Below are 24,021 nucleotides of genomic sequence, written 5' to 3' on the forward strand. Positions count from 1 at the left end.
GGAAAGGGAGTGAAGATGGAGCCGATACTGGAAGTGGAAAGCGCACGGCTGATATTGCGGCAGTGGCGCGATGAAGATCTGCCGGCGTTTGCGGCGATGTCTGCCGATCCGCAAGTGATGCGTTATTTTCCGGCCCCCCTGAGTCGCCTGGAAAGCGCTGCGTTGATCGGCCGGGTGCGCGGGCATTTTGCCGAGCATGGCTTTGGTTTGTGGGCATTGGAGCGCAAGGACACCGGTGCCTTCATCGGTTTTACCGGGTTGGGCGTGGTCGGGTTCGATGCGCATTTCACCCCGGCGGTGGAAATCGGCTGGCGCCTGGCGCGCGAGCACTGGGGGCTGGGGTATGCCAGCGAAGCCGCGTGGACCGCGTTGCGTTGCGCCTTCGACCGCTTGGGCCTGGACGAGGTGGTGGCGTTTACCGCTGTGGATAACTTGCCTTCGCAGAAAGTCATGCAGGCCATCGGCATGCAGCACGATCCGGAGGATGATTTCGAACACCCAAAGCTCGCGGTCGGTCATCCATTGCGTCACCATGTGCTCTATCGCATCAATCGTGAGCAATGGTTACAGACCCTTCACGGTTAGCCGACACGGACGTTTACAATGCCCGCCAAAATGGCCAGGGCCAATTATCGATCCGCCGCCGCAGCACAGCCTGCGCGGTTTTGTGCTGTGTGAGGAAAATCTGAATGAGCCACGTGTTGGAAGATCTGGTCGACCTGCTGACCCTGGAACCGATCGAAGAGAACCTGTTTCGCGGTCGCAGCCAGGACCTGGGCTTTCGCCAGCTGTTCGGTGGCCAGGTGCTGGGCCAGTCGCTGTCGGCGGCCAGCCAGACCGTGGAAGAGGCGCGCCATGTGCATTCGATGCATGGCTACTTCCTGCGCCCGGGCGATGCGGCGTTGCCGGTGGTCTACCAGGTGGATCGCGTGCGCGATGGCGGCAGCTTCAGCACCCGACGGGTCACGGCGATCCAGAAGGGCAACCCGATCTTCACCTGCAGCGCGTCGTTCCAGTACGACGAACAGGGCTTCGAGCACCAGAGCACGATGCCGCAGGTCGTCGGGCCGGAAAACCTGCCCTCGGAACTGGAACTGACCCAGCAGCGCGCGCACCTGTTGCCTGAACACATGCGCGAAAAACTGCTGTGCCCCAAGCCGATCGAGGTGCGCCCGGTCACCGAAAAGGACCCGTACAACCCGCAACCGGCCGATCCGGTCAAGTACGTGTGGTTCCGTGCCGATGGCGCCTTGGCGGATTCCCCGGCCCTGCATAAATACCTGCTGGCCTATGCGTCGGATTTCGGCCTGCTGACCACCTCGTTGCTGCCTCATGGCAAATCGGTCTGGCACAAGGACATGCAGGTCGCCAGCCTCGACCACGCGCTGTGGTTCCATGCCGACCTGCGCGCCGATGACTGGTTGCTCTACGCCATGGACAGCCCCTGGGCCGGCAATTCCCGTGGCTTCTCCCGGGGCAGTGTGTTCAATCGCGGCGGGCAACTGGTGGCCTCGGTGACCCAGGAAGGCCTGATCCGCCATCGCAAGGACTGGGCATGAGCCTGGCCGATGTGCGGCACTGGGTGTTCGACATGGACGGCACGCTGACCATCGCCGTGCATGATTTCGCCGCGATCCGCGTGGCCCTGGCGATTCCGGCCGAAGACGACATCCTCACGCATCTGGCGGGATTGCCCGCTGAAGAAGCCACGGCCAAACATGCCTGGTTGCTGGAACACGAGCGGGACCTGGCGCTGGGCTCCAGGCCCGCGCCGGGGGCGGTGGAGCTGGTCCGCGAGTTGGCCGGGCGTGGTTATCGCCTGGGCATCCTGACGCGCAATGCCCGCGAGCTCGCCCACGTGACGCTTGAGGCGATCGGCCTGGCCGATTGTTTTGCCGTGGAGGACGTTCTCGGTCGTGATGAAGCGCCGCCCAAGCCGCATCCCGGTGGCCTGTTGAAACTGGCCGAGGCCTGGAACGTGGCGCCCGAGACCATGGTGATGGTGGGCGACTACCGCTTTGACCTCGACTGCGGCCGCGCGGCGGGCGCGCGGACGGTGCTGGTGAATCTGCCGGACAATCCCTGGCCGGAGCTGACGGACTGGCATGCGCGTGATTGCGCCGAGTTGCGGCGGATGCTTTCGGCTTGAGAGGTTGGTTGACTGATCGACCGCCATCGCGAGCAAGCTCGCTCCCACAGTGGAACTACGGCGAACATGGATTTTGTGATGCACAGGAATCCCCTGTGGGAGCGAGCTTGCTCGCGATGAGGCCCTGAAAGTCGACACAACGCTCACTGCCCAAACAACACCCTCAACCCCTCCGGCGAATTGAACATCCCGTCCCCATCGTGCCCAACCCCGGGCACTTCGATCAGTCGCTGATTCAACCCTTGCGGGTGGCGCCGGGTCAGGTAGTCAAAGAAGAAATGCCCCCGTAGCAGCCGATACGCCCCTTGTGTCTGCGCCTCACAACCTTTATCCAGCGCCGGATGTTCCGGGTCGATGTCCTGTTGTCCAAGCAGATAGACGATGTCGCGCTTGATGTAGCGATCCTCGAGCTGGGCGGACGTTTGCCCGGTGGCGTAGGCGGGCAGGTTTTCCAGGCCGTATTTCCAGCGATTGAAGCCTGGGCAACTGACCGGGTCGAACGCCATGGGCCGCTGTGCGTCCAGGTAGGCGTAGGACGAAGGGTTGGCGATCACGAACCGTGGGCTGATGCGATATGTGCCATGGGCAAGCAGGGCATAGCGCTGCACCACTTGGGCGCCGCCGGAGTGGCCGACGATGACGATGTCTTTCACTGCGGGAAACTGCTGGCGGTCGCTGACCCGCGCAACGATGTCGTCCAGCACCTGGAATGAACTGAGCGGTTTCGGCCCCGTGGACAGGCCGCCCGCCATCCAGTCATTGCCCTGCCAGCGCAGGATTTCAGCAGGCAACTGATGGCGCGCCACGTCATGTTCGTTGAGAAACTGTGGGGCAATGATCAACGTCGTCGCCGATTGACCGGCTTGTGCCGCGGCTTTTTCAGCGCTGTGCAAGTAAGTGTCGGCGTTGCGCAGCCGACCATGGAGGATGATCAGCACCCGCTCGATCGAGGCCGGTGGCGGGCTGACACCGACGGCCATGGCGCCGCCCCTGATCTGCAAGCGTCCCTCGGCGATCACCTTGACGCCGTGTTCCTCGGCCTGGGCCACGGCGCAGCACAGCACCAGCCCGAGCAATGCCCGCCACTTCATCTACAGGGTTTTCGCCGCGAAGGTGTCGCACTGGCTGACCTGGCCTTGAGAAAAACCGGTCTTGAACCAGCGCACCCGTTGTGCCGAGGTGCCGTGAGTAAACGAGTCCGGCACCACGCGGCCCTGGCCTTGTTGCTGCAGGCGATCGTCGCCAATGGCATTGGCGGCGGTCAAGGCCTCTTCGATATCCCCCGGTTCAAGCCAGTTCAGGCGCTTTTGCGCGTGGTTGGCCCAGACGCCCGCCAGGCAATCGGCCTGCAATTCCTGGCGCACCAGCAAACCACCGTCGCCTTCCATCTGCCGGCCTTGCTGGCGCGCTTCCTGGATTTTCGCCGACACGCCGAGCAGCGTCTGTACGTGGTGGCCCACTTCATGAGCGATGACGTAGGCTTGGGCAAAGTCTCCGGCGGCGGAAAAGCGCTGGGACATTTCCTTGAAGAAACTCATGTCCAGGTAAACCTGCCGGTCCGCCGGACAGTAGAAGGGGCCTGTCGCCGAGGAAGCCAGGCCGCACGCCGAGTTGACCCGACCGCTGAACAGCACCAGCTTCGGTTGCTGGTACTGGCGCCCGGCCTGTTGGAAAACCTGGCCCCAGGTGTCTTCGGTATCGCCCAGGATGGAGCGCACGAATTCAGCCTGTTCGTCGTTGGCCGGTGGCGCCTGGCGCGTTTGCGAAGGAGCGGGCGCGGAAGCCTGGTCCATCTGTCCGGTCAGTTGCCCGAGAATCTGCATCGGGTCCTGGCCGGTGATCCAGCCGATGCCGACGATCAGGATAATGGCCGTCAGGCTCAAGCCCTTGCCGCCACCAAAACGCATCCCGCCGCCGTCACCGCGGGCGTCCACCACGTTGTCACTGCGGCGACCTTTTTTCCATAACATGGGGGAAATCCTCTGAATGACCGTGCGAAGAATGGCTGCTGTGGCGAAGAGTCTAGCTTTCAGGAGCGCAAGGTGCGCGCATGCTTGAGCTTTCAGGCAACTGACAGGGATTTTGGTTCATCAGTGCGCCGATCCTGCCCGAGGGCGGAATTTTCATTACACTTCGGACCAGAACTATCGGAATCCTCGCTGGCCCAACAAGTGCATCAAGGATCACGGCCTTTCATCAAGCAACGCAGGTTTCCCTCATGACCGTCAGCACTCCGCTCTCCGGCGTCAACCAGGCTTTCAAGGGCATCGTGCTTATTCTGGTCGCAACGTTCCTGTTCTCCAGTCACGACGCGTTGTCCAAATATCTCTCGGGTTTTTATCCGATCATCATGGTGGTCTGGGCCCGTTACGTGGTGCACACGTTGTTGATGGCGGGCATTTTCCTGCCGCGCTCGGGGCTGCGGGTGCTGCGGACCAAGCGTCCGTTGTGGCAACTGGCCCGGGCGTTGTGCCTGTTGGGCACCAGTCTGTTTTTCACCACGGCGCTGATGTACATCCCCTTGGCCGAGGCGACCGCGGTCAACTTCCTCGCCCCCGTGCTGGTCACCGCGTTGTCAGTGCCGTTGCTGGGCGAACACGTGACGCGCGGTCAGTGGATCGCGGTGATCTTCGGTTTCATCGGCGTGCTGATCATTGTCCATCCAGGTGGTGATCTGTTCACCCCGGCGGTGCTGTTGCCGTTCTGTTCGGCGCTATTTTTCTGTTTCTACCAATTGCTCACACGCAAGCTCAGTGAGATCGACAGCCCGACCACCAGCAACTTTTTTGCTGGCCTGTGCAACACGTTGGTGATGAGCGCGCTGGTGCCGTTCTTCTGGCAAGTGCCCAGCGTGACCCACGGCTTGATGATGCTCGCATTGGGCGCCTGCGGGATGACCGCGCACCTGATGCTGACCCAGGCCTTCCGCTTCGCCGCCCCGGCGTTGCTGGCGCCATTCGGGTATTGCCAGATTGTCTTTGCCGGGTTGCTCGGCTGGCTGTTGTTCAGCCATACGCCGACGCTGACCACGGTAGTGGGTATCGTCCTGATCTGCTTGAGTGGGTTGGCGGCGGCGTGGCAGCAGCGGCGCAAGTAAAGCTCAAACCTTTTATAGCTGGCAGAGGTTTTTGTGGCGAGGGAGCTTGCTCCCGCTGGGCTGCGAAGCGGCCCTCGCTTTTTTGCGATTGCTGCGCAATCGAGCGGGAGCAAGCTCCCTCGCCACGGGTAAATCACTGTCCGTTAGTTCACGGTCAGTTTTCCAAGGACGGAACCTTGCGCGGCGCCATGAAGTACATCCAGATCAGCGCAATGAAATACATCGCCGGAATCAGGGTGAACAGCACCGTGTAGTTGTTATGGGTGACGGTCAGGATGTGCCCCACCAACTGGGTCATGAACATCCCGCCGATGGCCGCGCACATGCCGCCGAAGCCGAACACCGTGCTCATCATGTGCTTGGGCGTGTAGTCCATCACCAGGCTCCAGATATTCGCCGTCCAGGCCTGGTGCGCGCCGATGGCCAGGGAGATGGCAAACACTGCCACCCACAGGCTGCTGGAGCCGGCGGCCATGATCACCCCCACGATGCAGCAGGCGAACAGCAGCATAGAGACCAGTCGCGCCTTGATCGGGTCGAGCCCGCGACCGATCAGGAACGAGGACAGGATCCCGCCGCCGACGCTGCCGAAGTCGGCGGTCAGGTAGATGATGATCAGCGGGATGCCCATCTGGGTCACGTTGATGCCCAGGTTGTATTGCTGGTTGAGAAACGGCGGCAGCCAGTAGAGGTAGAACCAGAACACCGGCGCGGTAATCGAGTAGGCCAGGGCGAAGGCCCAGGTGCCGCGCATGCGCAGGATACGGGAGAACGGTACGCGGACCTGGTCCGGTTCTTCCTGGGCCTGGATGTAGTCCAGTTCCGACTGTTTGACGCTGGGGTGATCTTCCGGGTTGAAGTATTTCAGGCCCCAGAACAGCAACCAGATCCCGCCTAGCGCGGCCATGCACAGGAACGCGGCCTGCCAGCCCCATACGTGCAGGATCAGCGGCAGCAGCATCGGCGTGAACATCGCGCCAACGTTGGTGCCGGCGTTGAAGATGCCGGTGGCCACGGCCCGTTCGCCGGCCGGGAACCACAGCCGCGTGGTCTTGACGCAGGCCGGGTAGTTGGCGGCTTCGGTCAGGCCGAGGATGAAGCGACAGACCATGAAACCCACCGCCGAAGTGGCCAGGCCATGGGCGCCGGTTGCCAGGCTCCAGAGCAGCACGGCGCAGAAGAACACCCGCTTGACGCCGATCCGGTCGATCAGGCGACCTTGCAGCAGGAAGCCGACCGCATAACCGACCTGAAACCAGAAGTTGATATTGGCGTAGTCCATCGCCGTCCAGCTCATTTCCTTGGCCAGGATAGGCTGCATGACCCCCAAGGCGGCGCGGTCGATGTAGTTCAAGGTGGTAGCGAAAAACACCAGGGCAAGCATGCCCCAACGGGTCTTGCCCACGGCCATGGCGCCACGGATCTTGTCGCCGATGCCACCTTGGGCGGCACTCAGGCCGGGGGCCAGGCGGGAACTCTGGGAAGGAATCATAAGGTGCACCCGTTCTTGAAATTCTTATGGTGTGGTCTGGGTCTGCATTGAGGCTCGCGCCGCAACCCGGCGTCAATGTGGGGCCGATGGTGCGCAGTGGACAAAAAATCGTCAATTCGCTGATCGGGCATTGTGTTCGATAATCGCCCAAAAAACTAACCGAATGGTACATATTAAATTGCCCAAAAAAACCGACCGCTCAATAATCGGCTGACTCTTTCAAAAGCGGCGCACCTTGTGTAGCCGATGCCTGTCCCGGGAGCCGAAGTCATGCAGCGTTCCATTGCCACTGTTTCCTTGAGCGGTACCCTGCCGGAAAAACTCGAAGCGATTGCCGCCGCTGGTTTCGACGGCGTGGAAATTTTCGAGAACGACCTCCTGTATTACGACGGCAGCCCTCGGGAAATCAGGCAGATGTGCGCCGACCTGGGTATCGCCATCACCTTGTTCCAGCCATTTCGGGATTTCGAAGGCTGCCGCCGGGATCGTCTGGCGCGCAACCTCGACCGCGCCGAGCGCAAATTCGACCTGATGCAGGAGCTGGGCACTGATCTGGTGCTGGTATGCAGCAATGCCTCGGCTGACAGCGTCGGCGACGAGCAGATACTGATCGATGACCTGCGCTTGCTGGCCGAGCGTGCCGGTGCGCGGGGCCTGCGCATCGGTTATGAGGCGCTGGCCTGGGGCCGCCACGTGAATACTTATCAACAGGTCTGGAACATCGTGCGCCTGGCCGATCACCCCAGCCTGGGCGTGCTGCTCGACAGCTTTCACACCTTGTCCCTCAAGGGCGACCCGAGCGCCATCGCCGAGATCCCCGGGGAGAAGATTTTTTTCGTACAGATGGCCGACGCACCGATCCTGGCGATGGACGTCCTGGAGTGGAGCCGGCATTTCCGCTGTTTTCCGGGCCAGGGTGAATTCGACCTGCCGGGTTTCCTCGCGCCGATCATCCAGAGCGGTTACACCGGGCCGCTGTCGCTGGAGATCTTCAACGACGGGTTTCGCGCCGCGCCGCCCAGGGCCAACGCCGCCGACGGTTTGCGTTCGCTGCTGTACCTGGAAGAAAAAACCCGAGAGCGCCTGGCCGCGCAAGCGCCTGCCCAGAACAGCGATATCCTCTTCGCGACAGCGCCGGCCAGCGAATACAACGGCGTTGAATTCCTAGAGTTCGCCGTGGATGACAACCTCGGCGCCAAGCTCTGCCACTGGCTGGAGCGGCTGGGGTTCGTCAAGGCCGGCCAGCATCGCTCCAAGAACGTCAGCCTGTTGCGCCAGGGCGATATCAACCTGATCCTCAATTGCGAGCCGTATTCCTTCGCCCACAGCTTTTTTGAAGCCCATGGCCCATCGTTGTGCGCCACCGCCGTGCGGGTCAAGGACAGCGCCAGCGCCCTCAAGCGGGCGGTGGCCTACAAGGGCCAGCCTTATCGTGGCCTGGTCGGGCCCAACGAGCTGGAGCTGGCGGCGGTGCGCGCGCCGGACGGCAGCCTGATCTACCTGGTGGACCAGGACGCCGATGTCTATGGCACCGATTTCAACTTGCAACCCGGTGCGGTCATCGGCGCCGGGCTCAAGCGCATCGACCACATGGCGATGGCGCTGCCGGCCGACAGCCTCGACAGTTGGGTGCTGTTCTACAAGAGCCTGCTGGATTTCGAAGCTGACGATGAAGTGGTATTGCCCGACCCCTATGGCCTGGTGAAAAGCCGTGCGTTGCGCAGCCGCTGCAGTTCGATTCGTTTGCCGCTGAACATTTCCGAGAACCGCAACACCGCGATCTCACACGCGCTGTCGAGTTATCGCGGTTCCGGCGTGCACCATATCGCCTTTGACTGCGACGATATCTTCGCCCAGGTCAGCCGTGCCAAGGAGGCCGGGGTGCCGTTGCTGGACATTCCGCTCAACTACTACGATGACCTGGCGGCACGTTTCGATTTCGACGATGAGTTTCTCAGCGAGCTGGCCTATTTCAACGTGTTGTACGACCGTGACGCCCAGGGCGGCGAGTTGTTTCACGTCTATACCGAACCGTTCGAAGGGCGGTTTTTCTTCGAAATCATCCAGCGCAAGAACGGTTATGCCGGCTACGGCGCGGCCAACGTCGCGGTGCGGCTGGCGGCCATGGCCAAGTCCCGCAGCGGTGGCTTGCGGCACGCCAAGTTGTAGGGAAATCGTAAGCGCGGCGGTAAAGGGCAACGCCGTGGCTTCCTTCACTGTGCGGTGCGGCCCATAATCGCGAACCTGTGCAGTGATGGCCGTGAGCCCGTAATGACTATGAATCCAGAGCTTTCCGCAGCCCTCGACGAACCTGTCGCCGCGCCGCGCAAGAGTCGCAAGAACAATCCGGAAAAGACCCGGGAAAATATTCTTCAGGAAGCCATCGTCGAGTTCGTCCAGCAGGGCTTGGCCGGCGCACGGGTCGACGCCATCGCCGAGCGCATCCACACCTCCAAGCGGATGATCTATTACTACTTCGGCAGCAAGGAGCAGCTGTACGTCGAGGTGCTGGAAAAACTCTACGGCGATATCCGCACTACCGAAAGCCGTCTGCACCTGGCCGAGCTGGCGCCGGTCGACGCAATCCGGCGCCTGGTGGAATTCACTTTCGACCACCATGACCGCAATGTGGACTTCGTGCGTATCGTCTGCATCGAGAACATCCATAACGCCGAATACGTGAAGCAATCCGGCGCGATCAAGGCGCTGACCAACACCATTCTCGATTCCCTTGGCGTGATATTGCGTCGAGGCGCCGAGGAGGGCGTATTTCGCGCCGGCCTCGAGCCGCTGGATGTGCATCTGCTGATCAGTTCGTTCTGCTTCTACCGGGTGTCCAACCGCCAGACGTTCGGTGAGATCTTTCAGATCGATCTGTCGGACGAAGCGGTCAAGCAGCGCCATCGGCAGATGGTGTGTGAATCGGTGTTGCGGTACTTGCAGGCCTGACACCGAACCTCTGCATACCTTGTGGGAGCGAGCCTGTGTGGGAGCGAGCTTGCTCGCGATAGCGGCCGATCAGCCAACACCAATGGTGACTGGTACATCGCTATCGCGAGCAAGCTCGCTCCCACAAGTAATCCCACAAGAAATTCTTACCAGCCTCAGTTATCCATGCGCTGAAAATGCGCCAGCATCCGCCCCGCATCCGGCGCCACGCCGCTGAACAGTTCGAACGCTTTCACCGCCTGGAACACCGCCATGGTGCCGCCATCCAGCGTGCGGCAGCCGAGGGCGCGGGCGTTGCGCAGCAGTTCGGTTTCCAACGGGAAATAGACGATTTCCGCGACCCACAGATCGCCTCGCAACAGCTCCACCGGTACCGGCATGCCCGGTAGTTTCGCCATGCCCATGGGCGTGGTGTTCACCAGGCCGTCGGCCTCGGCCATGGCGGTGGGCAGGTCATGCCCGGCACGCGCACGGCCGGTGCCGAACTGTTGGTTCAGGTTATTCGCCAGCGCCTCGGCACGGCTGGTCTCGACATCAAAGATGCTCAGCGTCTCCACGCCTTCGGCCAATAACGCATGGGCAACGGCAGCCCCGGCACCCCCTGCGCCCATCTGGACGACATGGCGACGGGTAACATCGCCCAGGCCACGCCGAAAGCCCTCGGCGAACCCGAGGCAGTCGGTGTTGTGGCCGATGCGTTTGCCGTTCTTGAGCACCACGGTGTTCACCGCACCGATGCCGCGCGCTTCGGGCGACAACTCGTCCAGCAGCGGGATGACCGCCTGTTTACAGGGAAACGTGATATTCAGCCCGGTAAAACTCATGCGCTCGGCAGCCACCAGTAAATCGGCCAGGGCGCCGCTGTCGAGTTTCAGCGCATCGAGGTCAATCAGCCGATAGAGGTAACGCATGCCTAGGGCATCGCCTTCGTGTTCGTGGAGCGCCGGCGTGCGAGAGGCCTGGATGCCCGCGCCGATCAGGCCGGCCAGTACAGTGACGTTGGACATACTCATCAACCCTTCAACCGCTGACTGAAATGTTCCAGGGCCAGGCGATAACCATGGCTGCCGAACCCGCACATCACGCCGATGGCGACTGACGAGACAAAGGAGTGGTGACGAAAGGTTTCGCGGGCGTGGACGTTGGACAGGTGGACTTCGATCACCGGGACTTCACTGGCCACCAGCGCATCGCGGATCGCAACTGAAGTGTGGGTCCAGGCTGCCGGGTTGATGATGATCCCGGCACACCGGCCACGGGCGCCGTGGATCCAGTCAAGCAATTCGCCTTCCTGGTTGGTCTGGCGGAACTCCACGGCCAGGCCGAATTCCTCGGCGGCGCGGCCGCACAGCGCGGAAATATCCGCCAGGGTTTCGTGACCATAGGTGGCCGGCTCGCGGGTACCGAGCAGGTTCAGGTTCGGGCCGTTGAGCACCAGAACGATCGGAGGCATCGCAATTTCTCCACATTTTTATTGTTGGTGTGGGCTGTGGTTCAGCCTGTGGGGATAAATTGTACTAGATGGTTAATTTGGTCAAACAAAGCCGCGTTGGAGGGCCAATAAGTGTTCGATGATCGAATATTGCCTTGCTCGGGAGGTAGTGAAAGTAATGTGGCGAGGGGATTTATCCCCGCTGGGCTGCGTAGCAGCCCCCAAAACAGTTTGCGAGCGCTACGCACTCGAGCGGGGATAAATCCCCTCGCCACAGATAGCCCCTTTTACATAAGGGTTGTTGCGATGACTCAGCGCCGAGTCAGCAACACGCCGGATTCCATGTGATGAGTCCACGGAAACTGATCGAACAACGCGCAGCGCGTGATGCGGTGGGTGTCGCTCAACTGCGCGATGTTCGCGGCGAGGGTTTCCGGGTTGCAGGAGATGTAGAGGATGTTGTCGAAGCGTCGGGTCAGTTCGCAGGTGTCCGGGTCCATGCCGGCGCGAGGTGGGTCGACGAAGACGCTGCCGAATTCGTAGCTTTTCAGGTCGATACCCTGCAAGCGGCGGAATGGGCGGACTTCGTTCAAGGCTTCGGTCAGTTCCTCGGCGGACAGCCGTACCAACGTGACGTTATCCACAGCGTTTTCGCTGAGGTTGCTCAGCGCGGCGTTGACCGATGTCTTGCTGATTTCAGTGGCGAGCACTTTGCGCACGCGGGTGGCCAGGGGCAACGTGAAGTTGCCGTTGCCGCAGTAAAGCTCCAGCAGATCGTCGCTGCGATCGCCCAAGGCTTCATAAGCCCAGTTGAGCATTTTCTGGTTCACCGTACCGTTGGGCTGGGTGAAGGCACCTTCGGGCTGGCGATAGCTGAAGGTACGGCCACCCACCTCAAGTTTTTCCACCACATAATCGTGGCCGATCACTTCCCGCTTGCCTTTGGAGCGCCCGATGATACTGACGCCCAGGTCGGTCGCGAGTTTCGACGCCGCGGCGTGCCAGTGTTCATCCAGCGGGCGGTGATAACACAGGGTGATCATCGCGTCGCCGGCCAGGGTGGTCAGGAACTCCACCTGGAACAGCTTGTGGCTCAAGGGCGCGCTGGCCTGCCAGGCGGCCTTGAGCTGCGGCATCAATTGGTTGATGCGCAGGCTGGCGATGGGGAACTCTTCGATCAGAATCGGCGTGCGCTTGTCGTCCTGGGAGAACATCGCATAGTGGCGTTCGCCGGCCTCGCGCCACAGGCGGAATTCGGCGCGCAGGCGGAAGTTCTGCAAGGGCGAGTCGAATACCTCGGGCTCGGGTGCATTGAACGGAGCCAGCAAGTCACGCAAGCGCGTGACCTTGTCCTGCAACTGGGCGGCGTAGGCCTGGGAATCAAAAGTCATGCGTTGAACCAACCCAACTTGATAACGAACAGGATCGACAGGATGACCAGCGCCGGGTTCAGCTCACGGCCACGGCCGGACACCAGTTTGATGGCGGTCCAGGCGATGAAGCCGAAGGCGATGCCATTGGCGATGGAGTAGGTGAACGGCATTGCCAGCGCCGTGATCACCACCGGGGCGGCGACGGTGATGTCGTCCCAGTCGATCTCGGCCAGGCCGGAGGTCATCAACACGGCCACGAACAACAGGGCCGGCGCGGTGGCGAAGGCCGGGACGCTGGCGGCCAGTGGCGAGAAGAACAGCGCCAGCAGGAACAGGATCGCCACGACGATGGCGGTCAGGCCGGTGCGTCCGCCGGCGCTGACGCCTGCCGCCGACTCGATGTAGCTGGTGGTCGTCGAGGTGCCCAGCAGCGAACCGGCCATGGCGGCGGTGCTGTCGGCGATCAGCGCGCGGCCCATCTTCGGCATGTGGCCGTCCTTGCCCATCAGCCCGGCGCGCTTGGCGACGCCGATCAGAGTACCGGAGTTGTCGAACAGGTCGACGAAGAGGAAGGCGAAGATCACGCTCACCAGACCGATGTCCAGGGCGCCCTTGATGTCCAGCTGCAAAAACGTCGGGGCGAGGGAGGGCGGCGCGGAAATGATCCCGCCAAACGGCGTGAAGCCCATCACGATCGAGACGACGGTGACCGCCAGGATGCCGATCAGCACGGCGCCGCGCACTTTCAGTGCTTCCAGGGCGACGATGAGGACGAAGCCCAGGGTCGCCAGGATCGGCGCCGGTTGCTTCAGGTCGCCGAGACCGACCATGGTCGCCGGGTTTTTCACCACGATGCCAGCGTTGTTCAGGGCGATCAGCGCCAGGAACAGGCCGATACCGGCGGCGATGGCCGAGCGCAGTGGCAGCGGGATGCTGTTGATGATCCATTCGCGAATACGAAAGATCGACAGCAGGAAAAACAATACGGCGGAGACGAACACCGCACCCAGCGCCACTTGCCAGGTGTGGCCCATGTGCAAGACCACGGTGTAGGTGAAGAAGGCATTCAGGCCCATGCCCGGCGCGAGGGCGATCGGGTAGTTGGCGATCAGGCCCATGACCGTCGAACCAATGGCCGCCGCCAGGCAGGTGGCGACGAATACGGCGCCCTTGTCCATGCCGGTTTCGCCGAGAATGCTCGGGTTGACGAACAGAATGTAGGCCATGGCCAGGAAGGTCGTGACGCCCGCCAGGATCTCGGTCCGCACGTTGGTATTGTGTGCCTTGAGTTGAAACAGCCTTTCCAGCATGTCTGCTCCCCGTGGCGCGCGCGGCGCCGTGAATGTATCGACCTCAACAGCAAAGCACACGTCGCCAGGGGCGCCCGGGATTTTCTGCGGGTCGGAAAAAGCCGCGCATCATAGCAGCGCGGCGATGAGGCTGCGATCCTCGGTACGTCGCAAAGTGTGCAGACGCAAAAGTTGGGCCATACTGCGCGCGATTCCGGGGAGGTCGGTATGTATCGCATGAAAAAATTCGCATGGGCCTGCGCGTTGAACCTGGCGCTGCTCGGACCGGCGGCGCACGCCGCCTCGGCGCCGCCGCTGAGCGAGGTCAAGGTGCTCAAGGTCGAATCGCCGACCTGTGGTTTCGAGGATGTCGCGGCGGGGCAGACGCAGACCCGTTGCGATCATGGCGGGCCGAATATCAAGGTCTACGTGCTGGAGGTCGGTTATGGCCGCCAGCCTCATGTCACGCTGGACGGCTTCGAAGTCGACGGCACCCGCTCGCCGGTGTGTGCGTTCAGCAATGGCAATCTCAACGACTGTTCGACAAGCACCAAGGTGGTCGGTTACCTGTACATCTTCGATCTGAAGGGCAAGCAGGAAGGCACTTTCAGCTTCAGCAATGTGTCGATCAACGCGCCGGGGAACCGGATGGCGACCGAGCTCTACATCAAATGACCACCGTCACGGGCGGCCTTCACCTGACACGGCCCGGCAAAGCTGGCTAGTCTTGAGGGAATCACCCAGCGGAGAGCGCCCATGATTCCTGGAACCAAGATCCCCCGAGCCCTGATTGCCGTGGCTGAAGGCGTCGACGATTTGCAGACGGTGACGTTGATCGATGTGTTGCGTCGTGCGCAGCTCGAAGTGGTGGTGGCGAGTATCGAGGGCCGCCGCATGCTCACCTGTGCACGCGGCACGCGCCTGACCGCCGACGGCATGCTGGTGGACATGCTGGTCCAGGATTTCGACCTGATCGTCCTGCCGGGCGGCATCATTGGCGCGCAACATCTGGCCGCCCACCAACCTTTGCAGCAGTTGGTCAGGGACCAGGCCGCCGCCGGGCGATTTTTTGCCGCCATCGCCGAAGCGCCGGCGCTGGTGCTCCAGGCGTTCGGTGTGCTACGCCAGCGCCGCATGACCTGCCTGCCCGCCGTGAGCCAGCAGTTGTCCGGATGCAGCTTCGTCGACCAGCCGGTGGTGGTGGATGGCAATTGCATCACCGCCCAAGGCTCGGCCGCCGCCCTGATGTTCGCCCTGACGCTGGTGGAGCAACTCGCCGGCAAGGGTGTGAGGAGCGTGGTGGGAGCGGAGTTGCTGGCCTGATCTTTCCTTTAATCGAGAGTAGCCCTGTGGCGAGGGAGCTTGCTCCCGCTCGGCTGCGCAGCGGCCGCTGGCATTTCGTCGCCCAATTGCCTTGAACGCTCACCCCACCTCGAAGTCGTACCCCTTATGACGGCGGTTTCCCAAAACGCCGCGAGTACGACCAACCGTGAGGTGTTCCATGAGCGCGACCTTGTCCGAAGCGACGCAGGCGTCCTTCGTCCGTCATCCGATACGTCTGACACTCAATGGCGCCGTGCGTGAGTTGCAGGTGCTGCCCTGGACTACGCTGCTGGACCTGCTGCGCGAGCAACTGGACCTGATAGGCAGCAAGAAAGGCTGCGATCACGGCCAATGCGGCGCCTGCACGGTGTTGCGTGATGGCAAGCGCATCAACGCCTGCCTGACGCTGGCGGTGATGTGCGACGGCGCCGAGTTGACCACCGTCGAGGGCTTGGCCAGTGGCGATGAGCTGCACCCCATGCAGCGCGCGTTTATCAAACATGACGCGTTCCAGTGCGGCTACTGCACGCCGGGGCAAATCTGCTCGGCGGTGGGACTGGCCAACGAAGGCCGGGCACAGACCAGCGCTGAAATCAGCGAACTGATGAGCGGCAACCTCTGCCGATGCGGCGCCTACAACAATATTCGCGACGCCATCGAGGAAGCGCTTCCACTCTGCCAGCCAACGGAGGGCGAGCGATGAATCCCTTCAGCTACAGCAAGCCCGACACCGTGCAGGCGGCCGTCGAGTTGTCCAGTGCGAGCTCACGCTTCATCGCCGGCGGCACCAACCTGCTGGACCTGATGAAGGAAAACCTCAGCCGCCCCCAGCACCTGATCGATATCACCGGTCTGCCTTTGACGGACCTCAGCGAAACTCCCTCGGGCGGGGTGATGATTGGCGCATTGGTGAGTAATGCCGATCTGGCCTGGCACCCGTGGATTCAACGGCGCTACCCGCTGCTCGCCCAAGCCATCCTGGCGGGTGCCTCGCCGCAGTTGCGCAATATGGCCAGTACCGGCGGCAACCTGCTGCAACGCACGCGCTGCTATTACTTTTATGACGCTTCCGTGCCGTGCAACAAGCGGCGCCCGGGCAGTGGTTGTCCGGCCCGAAGCGGCCTGAACCGGATCCACGCGATTTTCGGCGCCAGTGATCAGTGCGTGGCGACTCATCCGTCGGACATGTGCGTGGCCCTGGCGGCGCTTGAGGCGGTTGTTCATGTGCTGGGACGGGGCGGCGCGCGGACCATCGAATTCGCTGATTTTCACCGATTGCCCGGTGACGCACCGGATCGGGACAACCAGTTGGCCGATGACGAGCTGATCACCTATATCGAGTTGCCCTCGGAGGGTTTTGCTGAACATAGCCATTACCTGAAGATCCGTGACCGGGCCTCCTACGCCTTTGCGCTGGTTTCGGTGGCGGCGGCGCTGGAGCTTGATGGGCCGGTGATTCGCCAGGCTCGGCTGGCCCTTGGCGGTGTAGCCCACAAACCGTGGCGCGACAAGGCCGTGGAAAACTGGCTGGTCGGCCAGGCCGTCAGCCGCGAAACCTTTACGGCGGCGGCCGATGCGTTGATGCAGAACGCCGAGCCGCTGGAGCACAACGGCTTCAAAGTCAAACTGGCACGCCGGGCAATTATCCGCGCCTTGAGCGATGCCGCGCTGGTGGGGGGAACCACCCGATGAATGCATTGAGCAAAACCATAGGCAAGCCGCTTGACCGGACCGATGGCCTGCTCAAGGTCACGGGTCGAGCCCGATACGCCGGGGAGTACCCCGAAGATGGCCTGCTGCACGGCAGCGTCGTCTCCAGCGGAATCACCTGTGGCCGGGTCCTGCGCATCGATGCTTCCCGAGCCTTGGCGCTGCCGGGCGTCGTCGCGGTGATCGATCACACCAACCGCCCGAAGATCGCCAGCTACGACGAGCCCTACCAGGATGCCGATGCCGCGGAGGGTTCGCCGTTCCGGCCGTTGTTCAACGACCAGATCCTCTACAGCGGCCAGCCGCTCGCCTTGGTGGTTGCGGAAAATCTGGAGCTGGCGCGTTATGCCGGCTCGCTCGTTGAAATCGACTACGAGACCCAGGACCATCAGACCGATCTGACGATCCTGCAAAACGAAGCGCATCCGGCACCGGCCGAATTGCCCAAGCCCCGTGGGAATTTTCAAGGGGAGTACGCCAGCTCGGCACTCAGCGTTGATGCGTCCTACAGCACGCCGATAGAACATCACAACCCGATGGAGCCCCACGCTTCGACGGTCCTGTACCAACCCGACGGCAGCCTGCACATTCATGACAAAACCCAAGGCACGCAGAATTGCCAAGCCTATGTGCAAGAGGTGTTCGGGCTGGAAAAAGAACAGGTGCGGGTGTTTGCCGCCTACGTTGGCGGCGCTTTCGGTTCCGGGCTGCGTCCGCAGTACCAATTGCCGCTGGCAGTAATGGCCGCGCTGACGCTCAGGCGCTCGGTGCGGGTCAGCCTGACCCGTCAGCAGATGTTTACCTTCGGCTACCGGCCCCGGACCTTTCAGCGCGTGCAACTGGGAGCGGCGGCCAACGGACGTTTGCTCGCGGTGGCCCATAGTGCCGTCGGCCAGACGTCGCGCTTCGAGGACTTCACCGAGCATGTGGTGGAGTGGAGCGGCATGCTCTATCACTGCGACAACGTCGAGTTGAGCTACAAGCTGGTGCCCCTGGACGTCTATACGCCGCTGGACATGCGTGCCCCCGGCGCCGCCCTTGGACTGATCGGCCTGGAATGCGCCATGGACGAGTTGGCCTGCGCCTTGGCCATCGACCCGGTCCAGTTGCGCTTGATCAACTATGCCGAACGTAACGAGAACGAAGGCAAGCCGTATTCGAGCAAGGAGTTGCGCGAATGTTACGCCCAGGGAGCCGACCGTTTCGGTTGGAGCAAGCGCAATCCGGAGCCGCGCAGCATGCGCGCAGGGCGGCAACTGGTAGGTTGGGGCATGGCCGGCGGTGTCTGGGAGGCCATGCAGCAAAAGGCCAGCGCCCGAGCATCGCTGGACCCCGACGGCAAGCTGACCGTCAGCAGCGCGACCACTGACATCGGCACCGGCACCTACACGGTCATGACCCAGATTGCTGCCGAGACGTCCGGCGTTTCCCTGGAGAATGTCACTTTTGTGCTTGGCGATTCGTCGTTGCCCGCCGCACCGTTGCAGGGCGGTTCGTTTACCGTCTCGTCAGTCGGCACCGCAGTGCAGCAAGCCTGTGAGGCGCTGCGGGAAAAACTGCTCGCCGTGGCTCGGCAAACTTGCCCGGCCTTCAGCGGCGCAACCCTTGAGCAAGTGACGTTTGTCGACGGTGAGCTGCGAATGGGGGAGGCCAGTGTCACCCTGGCGGAACTCGCTCGGAACAGCGGCGAGACGCCGTTGCAGGCACAGGTCACTGCGCAGCCGGATGAGAAACGCCAGGCTTATGCCACTGCTACGCACTCGGCGGTGTTCGTCGAGGTGCTGGTCGACGAAGACCTGGGCACGGTGAAGGTCCACCGCGTGGTCAGCGTCATCGCGGCCGGGCGGGTGATCAACCCGAAAACCGCCCGCAGCCAGATTCTCGGTGGCGTGGTCTGGGGCGTTGGCATGGCCTTGCACGAAGAGACCCTGACCGACCACGCCCTGGGCCGTCACATGAACCACAACCTCGCCGAATACCACGTGCCGGTCAACGCCGACATCGGCGACATCGACGTGGTGTTTGTCGATGAACAGGACGACATTGTCAATGCGCTGGGGTCCAAGGGCGTCGGTGAAATCGGCATCGTGGGCGTGGCAGCAGCGGTGGCTAATGCCATTTACCATGCCACCGGCAAACGGGTGCGGGACTTTCCCATTACGCTGGATAAATTGCTCTGATGGAGTGATCAATAACGGTGAGCCTGTGGGACTTCGGTTCCACAGGCTGGAGAGCAGTGGTTCGAACGCCTGTTGAGTTCAAAGGAGAGCCTCCGGTTGTCCTGCGTCCCGCTCGGGTGAAGGGGGCTTTTCGAACGACGGGTTGTCGCTTTTGAATAATCTGTTCAGGGCTCCTTGATATGGGTGTTGACCGCTGCTTTCTCCTCGATGGGGGGCTTGCTGGCCGGTGAGGTATCGCCCTTGAACAGTTCGTTCCAGAAGTTTTCACTATCGATATCAGGTCTTTCGGTGTTGAGATCCATTGCTATATCAAGCAGCAGCCTGGCTTCGTAATCGGCTGGATACTGCGATTGTTCAATGGCGGGCAAGCCACGGTAATGCTCGAGCACGTTCTTGTAGAAATCGGTCGTTTTTCCTGTGTTGCTGTATTCCATCCCCGACTTGGCGATGACTATCTGCCGCCATGCCTCTTCCTGCTGGCCTACTTCATGCTGCGCAGAGCGCCGCTCATTAACGGTAAAAGCGCCGCTGTCATCGTAAATAATCAAGGTCAGTTGATCTCTCGGCATTCCGGAAAAAGGATTTTTGCCTCGGCCGTCTGTGACGACTCCGTTGATGTATTCAGTAGCCTGTCTGGCACGCGCCAAGAGTTCGGGGTCATCGGTATCAGGAACTTCAGCATCATATCTGGCTTTGGTTTCAATATAATCCTCACCCAATTTTTCTGCTGTGCTCATGGCCAAGGCGAAAAGCTCTCTCCTGCTCAGGCTAGCGTCCCGCGCCTCTGCGCGTTCAGCAGCCTCGCTCAATTGGCGTGAGAGCGGAGAAACGGTGCTGCTGTCATCACCTCCGGTATTTACCGGGTCGTGAATGATATTCAGATTATCGCTAACGGTGGCTTTGGCTCCGGTTGCTTTATTCAGCGTGGGAGCGCTGTGGGTCACGAAATTGATATTGGAAATTGCCATGGTGGTCACCTTTTCCACGCGAGGTGTTCAGACATTTATTTTCCGAGTTCAGGCCTGAAAAGACTTCGAATTCGAACGGTCCTTACTTCATGGTGATTTGCACTGCCCATTCATAAGTTCTGAAGTCTCTGGACAGGACTGTGATAGTGCAGATAGCACCGCCACTCGGAGTAGCAGACTCCTTCCATCTTGGAATCTTGGAGCCTCCTGAACCTGCAGTCGCCACGAAAGTAGTTGAATAAACACACTCCTTGCTGCCCATTGTGTAGCGCAAACTTGCAAAGTTGGCATCTGGAGAGGTTCGACTTTGCACCTTATAGGTGTTGGATTGGTCTGCTTTTATTGATGACGTGGGGGTGGGGTTGGAATTGTTCCTGGTGGAGGCTTCGTTGTTGTTTGTAACGGTGTATGTCGCGTCCTTTGTGCCAAGGTTCTTGAATGTGACGGTTACGGTTGGCCCAGCCATAGCTGAAGTCATGGAGAAAATTGTCAATGCAAGAATTGTTATTGTCCAGGTTGATGCGCGCATGGTTCGTTCCCTGTATTGATTTTTATACAGCGTTGCCGGTATTGCTTCACGGAGGATGTTTTTTGCATGGTGTGACGCTAAATGGTTTTTTGCAATGCCAATAAGTCTGCGTATGTTAATAAGGGAAAGATACGTAAGAAGATTTACTCTGGCGTGTAGTAAGTAAGTTGTTTATATAAACAAGCAGGTTTGGCCCTTAGGACTCTTCCCACAAATACTGCCGAAAAGGCCCAATGCATTCCTCAACTCGGATGCCCAAGAATCGAACAGAGAAAAATCGGCCAAACCCAGCAAGCCCGCAAGGCCATGACCCACAGGCGAAAAAGCCCAGCGATTCCCGAAGCAATACGCCTCAGGCTTTCGTTTCGGCAACCGGTTCGTGCATCCGATCGCGGTTGGCCAGGGTCGGGAACAGTTTGATCCAGGCTCCGGTCACCAGCAGCGTGCCGACGCCGCCCATGACCACCGCCGGCACCGTGCCGAACCAGTGGGCGGTCAGGCCGGATTCGAATTCGCCCAGCTGGTTCGAGGCGCCGATGAACAGGCCGTTCACGGCGCTGACCCGGCCACGCATTTCATCCGGCGTTTCCAATTGCACGAAAGAGGCGCGGATGACCATGCTGATCATGTCCGCCGCGCCCAGCACCACCAGCACCGCCAAGGAAAACCAGAACGAAGTGGAGAGGCCGAACGCGATCGTGGCGACGCCGAACACGCCCACCGCCGTGAACATCACCCGGCCAACCTTGCGCTCGACGGCAAACCGCGCCAGCCACAACGACATCAGCAAGGCACCCACCGCCGGCGCCGAGCGCAACAGGCCCAGGCCCCACGGGCCGGTGAGCAGGATGTCCTTGGCGAATACCGGCAGCAACGCCGTCGCGCCCCCCAGCAATACCGCGAACAGGTCCAGGGAAATCGCCCCGAGAATATCCTGCCGGCTGCGGATGAAGCGGATGCCCGCCAGCAGCGAATCCAGGGTCGCCTTGCCTTTGTTCAACGGCGTCTGCCGGGCGGGCAGGTTGAGCATCAGGCCGCAGGCGATGAGGTAGAGCAGCACGGTCGGCCCATAGACCCAGACGCTGCCGAAGGCGTACAGCAAACCGCCCAGGGCTGGCGCGACGATGGTCGCCGATTGTTGTGCCGACTGCGCAGCGGCCACGGCGCGGGGAAACAGCGCGGAAGGCACGATGCTCGGCAGTAGTGCCTGGGTCGTCGGCATTTCGAAGGAGCGGGCCGCGCCCAGCAGGAACGCCAGGATGAAGATCATCTCGCGCGTGACGTTGTCGGTGGCGCTGCCGATTACCAGCGCCACGGCAATCGTCGCCTGCAGGGATTGGCAGATGGCTGCGACCTTGCGCCGGTCATACCGATCGGCTACATGGCCGGTGTGCAGCATGAACAGCACCCGCGGTGCGAATTCGACCAGCCCTACGAGACCCAGGTCCAAGACGTTGCCGGTCAGTTGATAGAGGTTCCAGCCGATGGCCACGGTGAGCATCTGGAAGCCGCTTGCCGTGAAGATCCGGGCTAGCCAGAAGGCGATGAAAGGTCGGTGGTGACGGAGCAGCAAGGGCGCTTGGCTGGGCATCTATGACGGGTCCGGTGACGTGAAGAGCGAGATTATCACCGAGCTGTAACTGGAAGTTGCGGCGGCTGGAAAAATAGTTAGCCAGACATCAATTCAGACTGATGCGGGCTTTTGTGGCGAGGGAGCTTGCTCCCGCTCGGTTGCGCAGCGACCGCAAAATCTCGGGGCCGCTGCGCAGCCCAGCGGGAGCAAGCTCCCTCACCACGGGAAAGCATGTGTTTGGAAGCGATGCCGTGGGGCAGCTTTACGGCACTGAGACAACCTGCCACGCGACAAAAGACCACGCCGTCCATCGGCAAATATGGGTCTACTCTTTGAGCATTGCTTGATCCAGATCAACGCCTGCCCAGGCGTTGCGCTGGGGGCCACCTGGCCAGAGTCCTGCGTTGTGACGGTTCTAAAAAAAGAACGATTTGAAAAGCATCACACTCCATATCCCCAGGGAGCTGTGATGCAAGCCCCGCCCGCAGCCGGTTTTACCTGACAGAGGAAGACTTATGTTCGGTTTGGAGGCGCTCGATCTCGCCCGAATCCAGTTCGCATTCACCATCTCGTTCCACATCCTGTTCCCGGCCATCACCATTGGCCTGGCGAGCTACCTGGCGGTGCTCGAAGGCCTGTGGCTGAAGACGCGTGACGACACCTACCGCGACCTGTACCACTTCTGGTCGAAGATATTTGCCGTCAACTTCGGCATGGGCGTGGTGTCCGGCCTGGTCATGGCCTATCAGTTCGGCACCAACTGGAGCCGCTTTTCAGACTTCGCCGGTGCGGTCACCGGGCCGTTACTGACCTATGAGGTGCTCACGGCATTCTTCCTGGAGGCGGGTTTCCTCGGGGTCATGTTGTTCGGCTGGAATCGCGTCGGCAGGGGGCTGCACTTCTTCTCTACGGTCATGGTGGCGATCGGCACCCTGATCTCGACTTTCTGGATCCTCTCCTCCAACAGCTGGATGCAGACTCCGCAGGGCTACGAAATCATCGATGGCCGGGTCATCCCGGTGGATTGGCTGGCAGTGGTGTTCAACCCCTCGTTCCCTTACCGACTGTTGCACATGTCGGTCGCGGCATTTGTTGCCACGGCGTTTTTTGTCGGATCGTCGGCGGCCTGGCATCTGCTTCGTGGTCGCGACAATCCGGCCATTCGCCGGATGCTGTCCATGGCGATGTGGATGGCCCTGCTGGTGGCACCGGTGCAAGCGGTCATCGGCGACTTCCATGGGCTCAACACGCTCAAGCACCAGCCGGCAAAAATCGCCGCGATCGAGGGGCATTGGGAAAACGTCGGCGACGAGCCCACGCCACTGATTCTGTTCGGCTGGCCGGACATGGAAGCCGAGGAAACCAGATTTGCCGTGGAGATCCCTTACCTGGGCAGCCTGATCCTGACGCACTCGCTGACCGATCAAGTGCCGGCCCTGAAGGAGTTTCCGCCGGAGGACCGGCCGAATTCGACCATCGTGTTCTGGTCGTTCCGGGTCATGGTGGGCCTGGGGCTGCTGATGATTTTCACCGGCCTGTGCAGCCTCTGGCTGCGGCGTGGTGAACGGCTCTACCAATCCCGGCCATTTTTGCACCTGGTGCTGTGGATGGGACCGTCGGGCTTGATTGCGATTCTCGCGGGCTGGTTCACCACGGAAATCGGCCGCCAACCCTGGGTGGTCTACGGCCTGATGCGCACGGCGGATGCCTCTTCCGGCCACAGCTTTGCGCAAATGAGCTTCACCCTGATCATGTTCGTGGTGGTGTATTTCGCGCTGTTCGGTGCGGGCCTGAGCTACATGCTGCGCCTGGTGCGCAAGGGCCCGGTGGCTCACGAAACCGAGCCGAGCGATGGCGGTCCGGGCCAGAAACGCACCCCGGCCCGTCCATTGTCGGCCGCCAACGAAGGCGACGACGAAGTGGACCACAACGACAGCTCGCACAAGGGGAATTGAGT

At 61.3% G+C, this 24,021-nt stretch carries 22 protein-coding genes; 12 read left to right on the forward strand and 10 right to left on the reverse strand.

Annotated features, from left to right (window positions below; translation table 11 throughout):
- Positions 1 to 15: 15 nt before the first annotated feature.
- The 3 genes from PSH78_RS03985 (at position 16) to PSH78_RS03995 (ending at position 2,149) form a co-directional block, all read left to right on the forward strand.
- Positions 16 to 585 carry a GNAT family N-acetyltransferase gene (locus PSH78_RS03985; RefSeq protein ID WP_305498637.1) on the forward strand — a complete coding sequence of 190 codons (570 nt, stop codon included), beginning with the start codon at positions 16 to 18 and terminating at the stop codon, positions 583 to 585.
- A 104-nt stretch (positions 586 to 689) separates the two neighbouring features.
- Positions 690 to 1,559, forward strand: coding sequence for an acyl-CoA thioesterase II (tesB, locus tag PSH78_RS03990; protein WP_305498639.1), 870 nt, complete (start codon positions 690 to 692; stop codon positions 1,557 to 1,559).
- Positions 1,556 to 2,149: an HAD family hydrolase gene (locus PSH78_RS03995; protein WP_305498641.1), complete on the forward strand. Its 594-nt coding sequence runs from the start codon at positions 1,556 to 1,558 to the stop codon at positions 2,147 to 2,149. The genes tesB and PSH78_RS03995 overlap by 4 nt, the downstream gene beginning before the upstream one ends.
- 143 nt (positions 2,150 to 2,292) lie before the next feature.
- On the opposite strand, the gene PSH78_RS04000 is transcribed toward PSH78_RS03995, so the two are convergent.
- Together PSH78_RS04000 and PSH78_RS04005 are read right to left on the reverse strand one after the other, a co-directional pair.
- A complete protein-coding gene (locus tag PSH78_RS04000; protein ID WP_305498643.1) occupies positions 2,293 to 3,240 on the reverse strand; it encodes an alpha/beta hydrolase in 948 nt (315 codons plus the stop codon).
- A complete protein-coding gene (locus PSH78_RS04005; RefSeq protein ID WP_305498645.1) occupies positions 3,241 to 4,119 on the reverse strand; it encodes a neutral zinc metallopeptidase in 879 nt (292 codons plus the stop codon).
- A gap of 248 nt (positions 4,120 to 4,367) precedes the next feature.
- Here PSH78_RS04005 and PSH78_RS04010 point away from each other — a divergent pair, with 248 nt between their 5' ends.
- The gene (locus tag PSH78_RS04010) at positions 4,368 to 5,246 is read left to right on the forward strand and encodes a DMT family transporter (RefSeq protein ID WP_305498647.1); all 879 of its coding nucleotides are present in this window, start codon (positions 4,368 to 4,370) and stop codon (positions 5,244 to 5,246) included.
- 154 nt (positions 5,247 to 5,400) lie between these two features.
- Here the strand turns inward: PSH78_RS04010 and PSH78_RS04015 are convergent, their stop codons facing one another.
- A complete protein-coding gene (locus PSH78_RS04015; protein ID WP_305498649.1) occupies positions 5,401 to 6,738 on the reverse strand; it encodes an MFS transporter in 1,338 nt (445 codons plus the stop codon).
- Positions 6,739 to 7,008: 270 nt separating this feature from the next.
- Here PSH78_RS04015 and quiC point away from each other — a divergent pair, with 270 nt between their 5' ends.
- Together quiC and PSH78_RS04025 are read left to right on the forward strand one after the other, a co-directional pair.
- On the forward strand, positions 7,009 to 8,907 hold the full coding sequence (gene quiC / locus PSH78_RS04020) for a 3-dehydroshikimate dehydratase QuiC (RefSeq protein WP_305498651.1): 1,899 nt from the start codon (positions 7,009 to 7,011) through the stop codon (positions 8,905 to 8,907).
- Positions 8,908 to 9,009: 102 nt separating this feature from the next.
- Positions 9,010 to 9,687 carry a TetR/AcrR family transcriptional regulator gene (locus PSH78_RS04025; protein WP_305498653.1) on the forward strand — a complete coding sequence of 226 codons (678 nt, stop codon included), beginning with the start codon at positions 9,010 to 9,012 and terminating at the stop codon, positions 9,685 to 9,687.
- A gap of 155 nt (positions 9,688 to 9,842) precedes the next feature.
- Here PSH78_RS04025 and PSH78_RS04030 read toward each other — a convergent pair whose 3' ends face one another.
- From PSH78_RS04030 to PSH78_RS04045, 4 genes are all read right to left on the reverse strand, one after another.
- A complete protein-coding gene (locus PSH78_RS04030; protein WP_370871058.1) occupies positions 9,843 to 10,694 on the reverse strand; it encodes a shikimate dehydrogenase in 852 nt (283 codons plus the stop codon).
- A gap of 5 nt (positions 10,695 to 10,699) precedes the next feature.
- A complete protein-coding gene (aroQ, locus tag PSH78_RS04035; protein WP_305498655.1) occupies positions 10,700 to 11,140 on the reverse strand; it encodes a type II 3-dehydroquinate dehydratase in 441 nt (146 codons plus the stop codon).
- Between the two features lie 290 nt (positions 11,141 to 11,430).
- Positions 11,431 to 12,510, reverse strand: coding sequence for a tRNA (uridine(54)-C5)-methyltransferase TrmA (gene trmA, locus PSH78_RS04040; RefSeq protein ID WP_305498656.1), 1,080 nt, complete (start codon positions 12,508 to 12,510; stop codon positions 11,431 to 11,433).
- Positions 12,507 to 13,802 carry an NCS2 family permease gene (locus PSH78_RS04045; RefSeq protein ID WP_305498657.1) on the reverse strand — a complete coding sequence of 432 codons (1,296 nt, stop codon included), beginning with the start codon at positions 13,800 to 13,802 and terminating at the stop codon, positions 12,507 to 12,509. The genes trmA and PSH78_RS04045 overlap by 4 nt, the downstream gene beginning before the upstream one ends.
- Positions 13,803 to 14,018: 216 nt before the next feature.
- Between PSH78_RS04045 and PSH78_RS04050 the strand changes: the two genes are divergently transcribed.
- From PSH78_RS04050 to PSH78_RS04070, 5 genes are all read left to right on the forward strand, one after another.
- Positions 14,019 to 14,456, forward strand: coding sequence for a DUF4879 domain-containing protein (locus tag PSH78_RS04050; protein WP_305498659.1), 438 nt, complete (start codon positions 14,019 to 14,021; stop codon positions 14,454 to 14,456).
- 81 nt (positions 14,457 to 14,537) lie between these two features.
- Complete coding sequence (locus tag PSH78_RS04055; protein ID WP_305498661.1) at positions 14,538 to 15,104, forward strand: DJ-1 family glyoxalase III; 567 nt, start codon at positions 14,538 to 14,540, stop codon at positions 15,102 to 15,104.
- A 178-nt stretch (positions 15,105 to 15,282) separates the two neighbouring features.
- Positions 15,283 to 15,807: a (2Fe-2S)-binding protein gene (locus PSH78_RS04060; RefSeq protein ID WP_305498663.1), complete on the forward strand. Its 525-nt coding sequence runs from the start codon at positions 15,283 to 15,285 to the stop codon at positions 15,805 to 15,807.
- The gene (locus PSH78_RS04065) at positions 15,804 to 16,796 is read left to right on the forward strand and encodes a xanthine dehydrogenase family protein subunit M (RefSeq protein WP_305498666.1); all 993 of its coding nucleotides are present in this window, start codon (positions 15,804 to 15,806) and stop codon (positions 16,794 to 16,796) included. The genes PSH78_RS04060 and PSH78_RS04065 overlap by 4 nt, the downstream gene beginning before the upstream one ends.
- A complete protein-coding gene (locus tag PSH78_RS04070) occupies positions 16,793 to 18,994 on the forward strand; it encodes a xanthine dehydrogenase family protein molybdopterin-binding subunit (protein ID WP_305498667.1) in 2,202 nt (733 codons plus the stop codon). The genes PSH78_RS04065 and PSH78_RS04070 overlap by 4 nt, the downstream gene beginning before the upstream one ends.
- A 164-nt stretch (positions 18,995 to 19,158) precedes the next feature.
- Here PSH78_RS04070 and PSH78_RS04075 read toward each other — a convergent pair whose 3' ends face one another.
- From PSH78_RS04075 to PSH78_RS04085, 3 genes are all read right to left on the reverse strand, one after another.
- A complete protein-coding gene (locus PSH78_RS04075) occupies positions 19,159 to 19,962 on the reverse strand; it encodes a hypothetical protein (protein ID WP_305498669.1) in 804 nt (267 codons plus the stop codon).
- 82 nt (positions 19,963 to 20,044) lie between these two features.
- Positions 20,045 to 20,491: a hypothetical protein gene (locus tag PSH78_RS04080; RefSeq protein ID WP_305498670.1), complete on the reverse strand. Its 447-nt coding sequence runs from the start codon at positions 20,489 to 20,491 to the stop codon at positions 20,045 to 20,047.
- Positions 20,492 to 20,843: 352 nt separating this feature from the next.
- A complete protein-coding gene (locus PSH78_RS04085) occupies positions 20,844 to 22,082 on the reverse strand; it encodes an MFS transporter (protein ID WP_305498671.1) in 1,239 nt (412 codons plus the stop codon).
- 497 nt (positions 22,083 to 22,579) lie between these two features.
- On the opposite strand from PSH78_RS04085, the gene PSH78_RS04090 reads away from it, so the two are divergent.
- Positions 22,580 to 24,019 carry a cytochrome ubiquinol oxidase subunit I gene (locus PSH78_RS04090; RefSeq protein ID WP_305498672.1) on the forward strand — a complete coding sequence of 480 codons (1,440 nt, stop codon included), beginning with the start codon at positions 22,580 to 22,582 and terminating at the stop codon, positions 24,017 to 24,019.
- The last annotated feature ends 2 nt before the right edge of the window (positions 24,020 to 24,021 follow it).

This window comes from Pseudomonas sp. FP198 (assembly GCF_030687895.1).
Lineage (GTDB): Bacteria > Pseudomonadota > Gammaproteobacteria > Pseudomonadales > Pseudomonadaceae > Aquipseudomonas.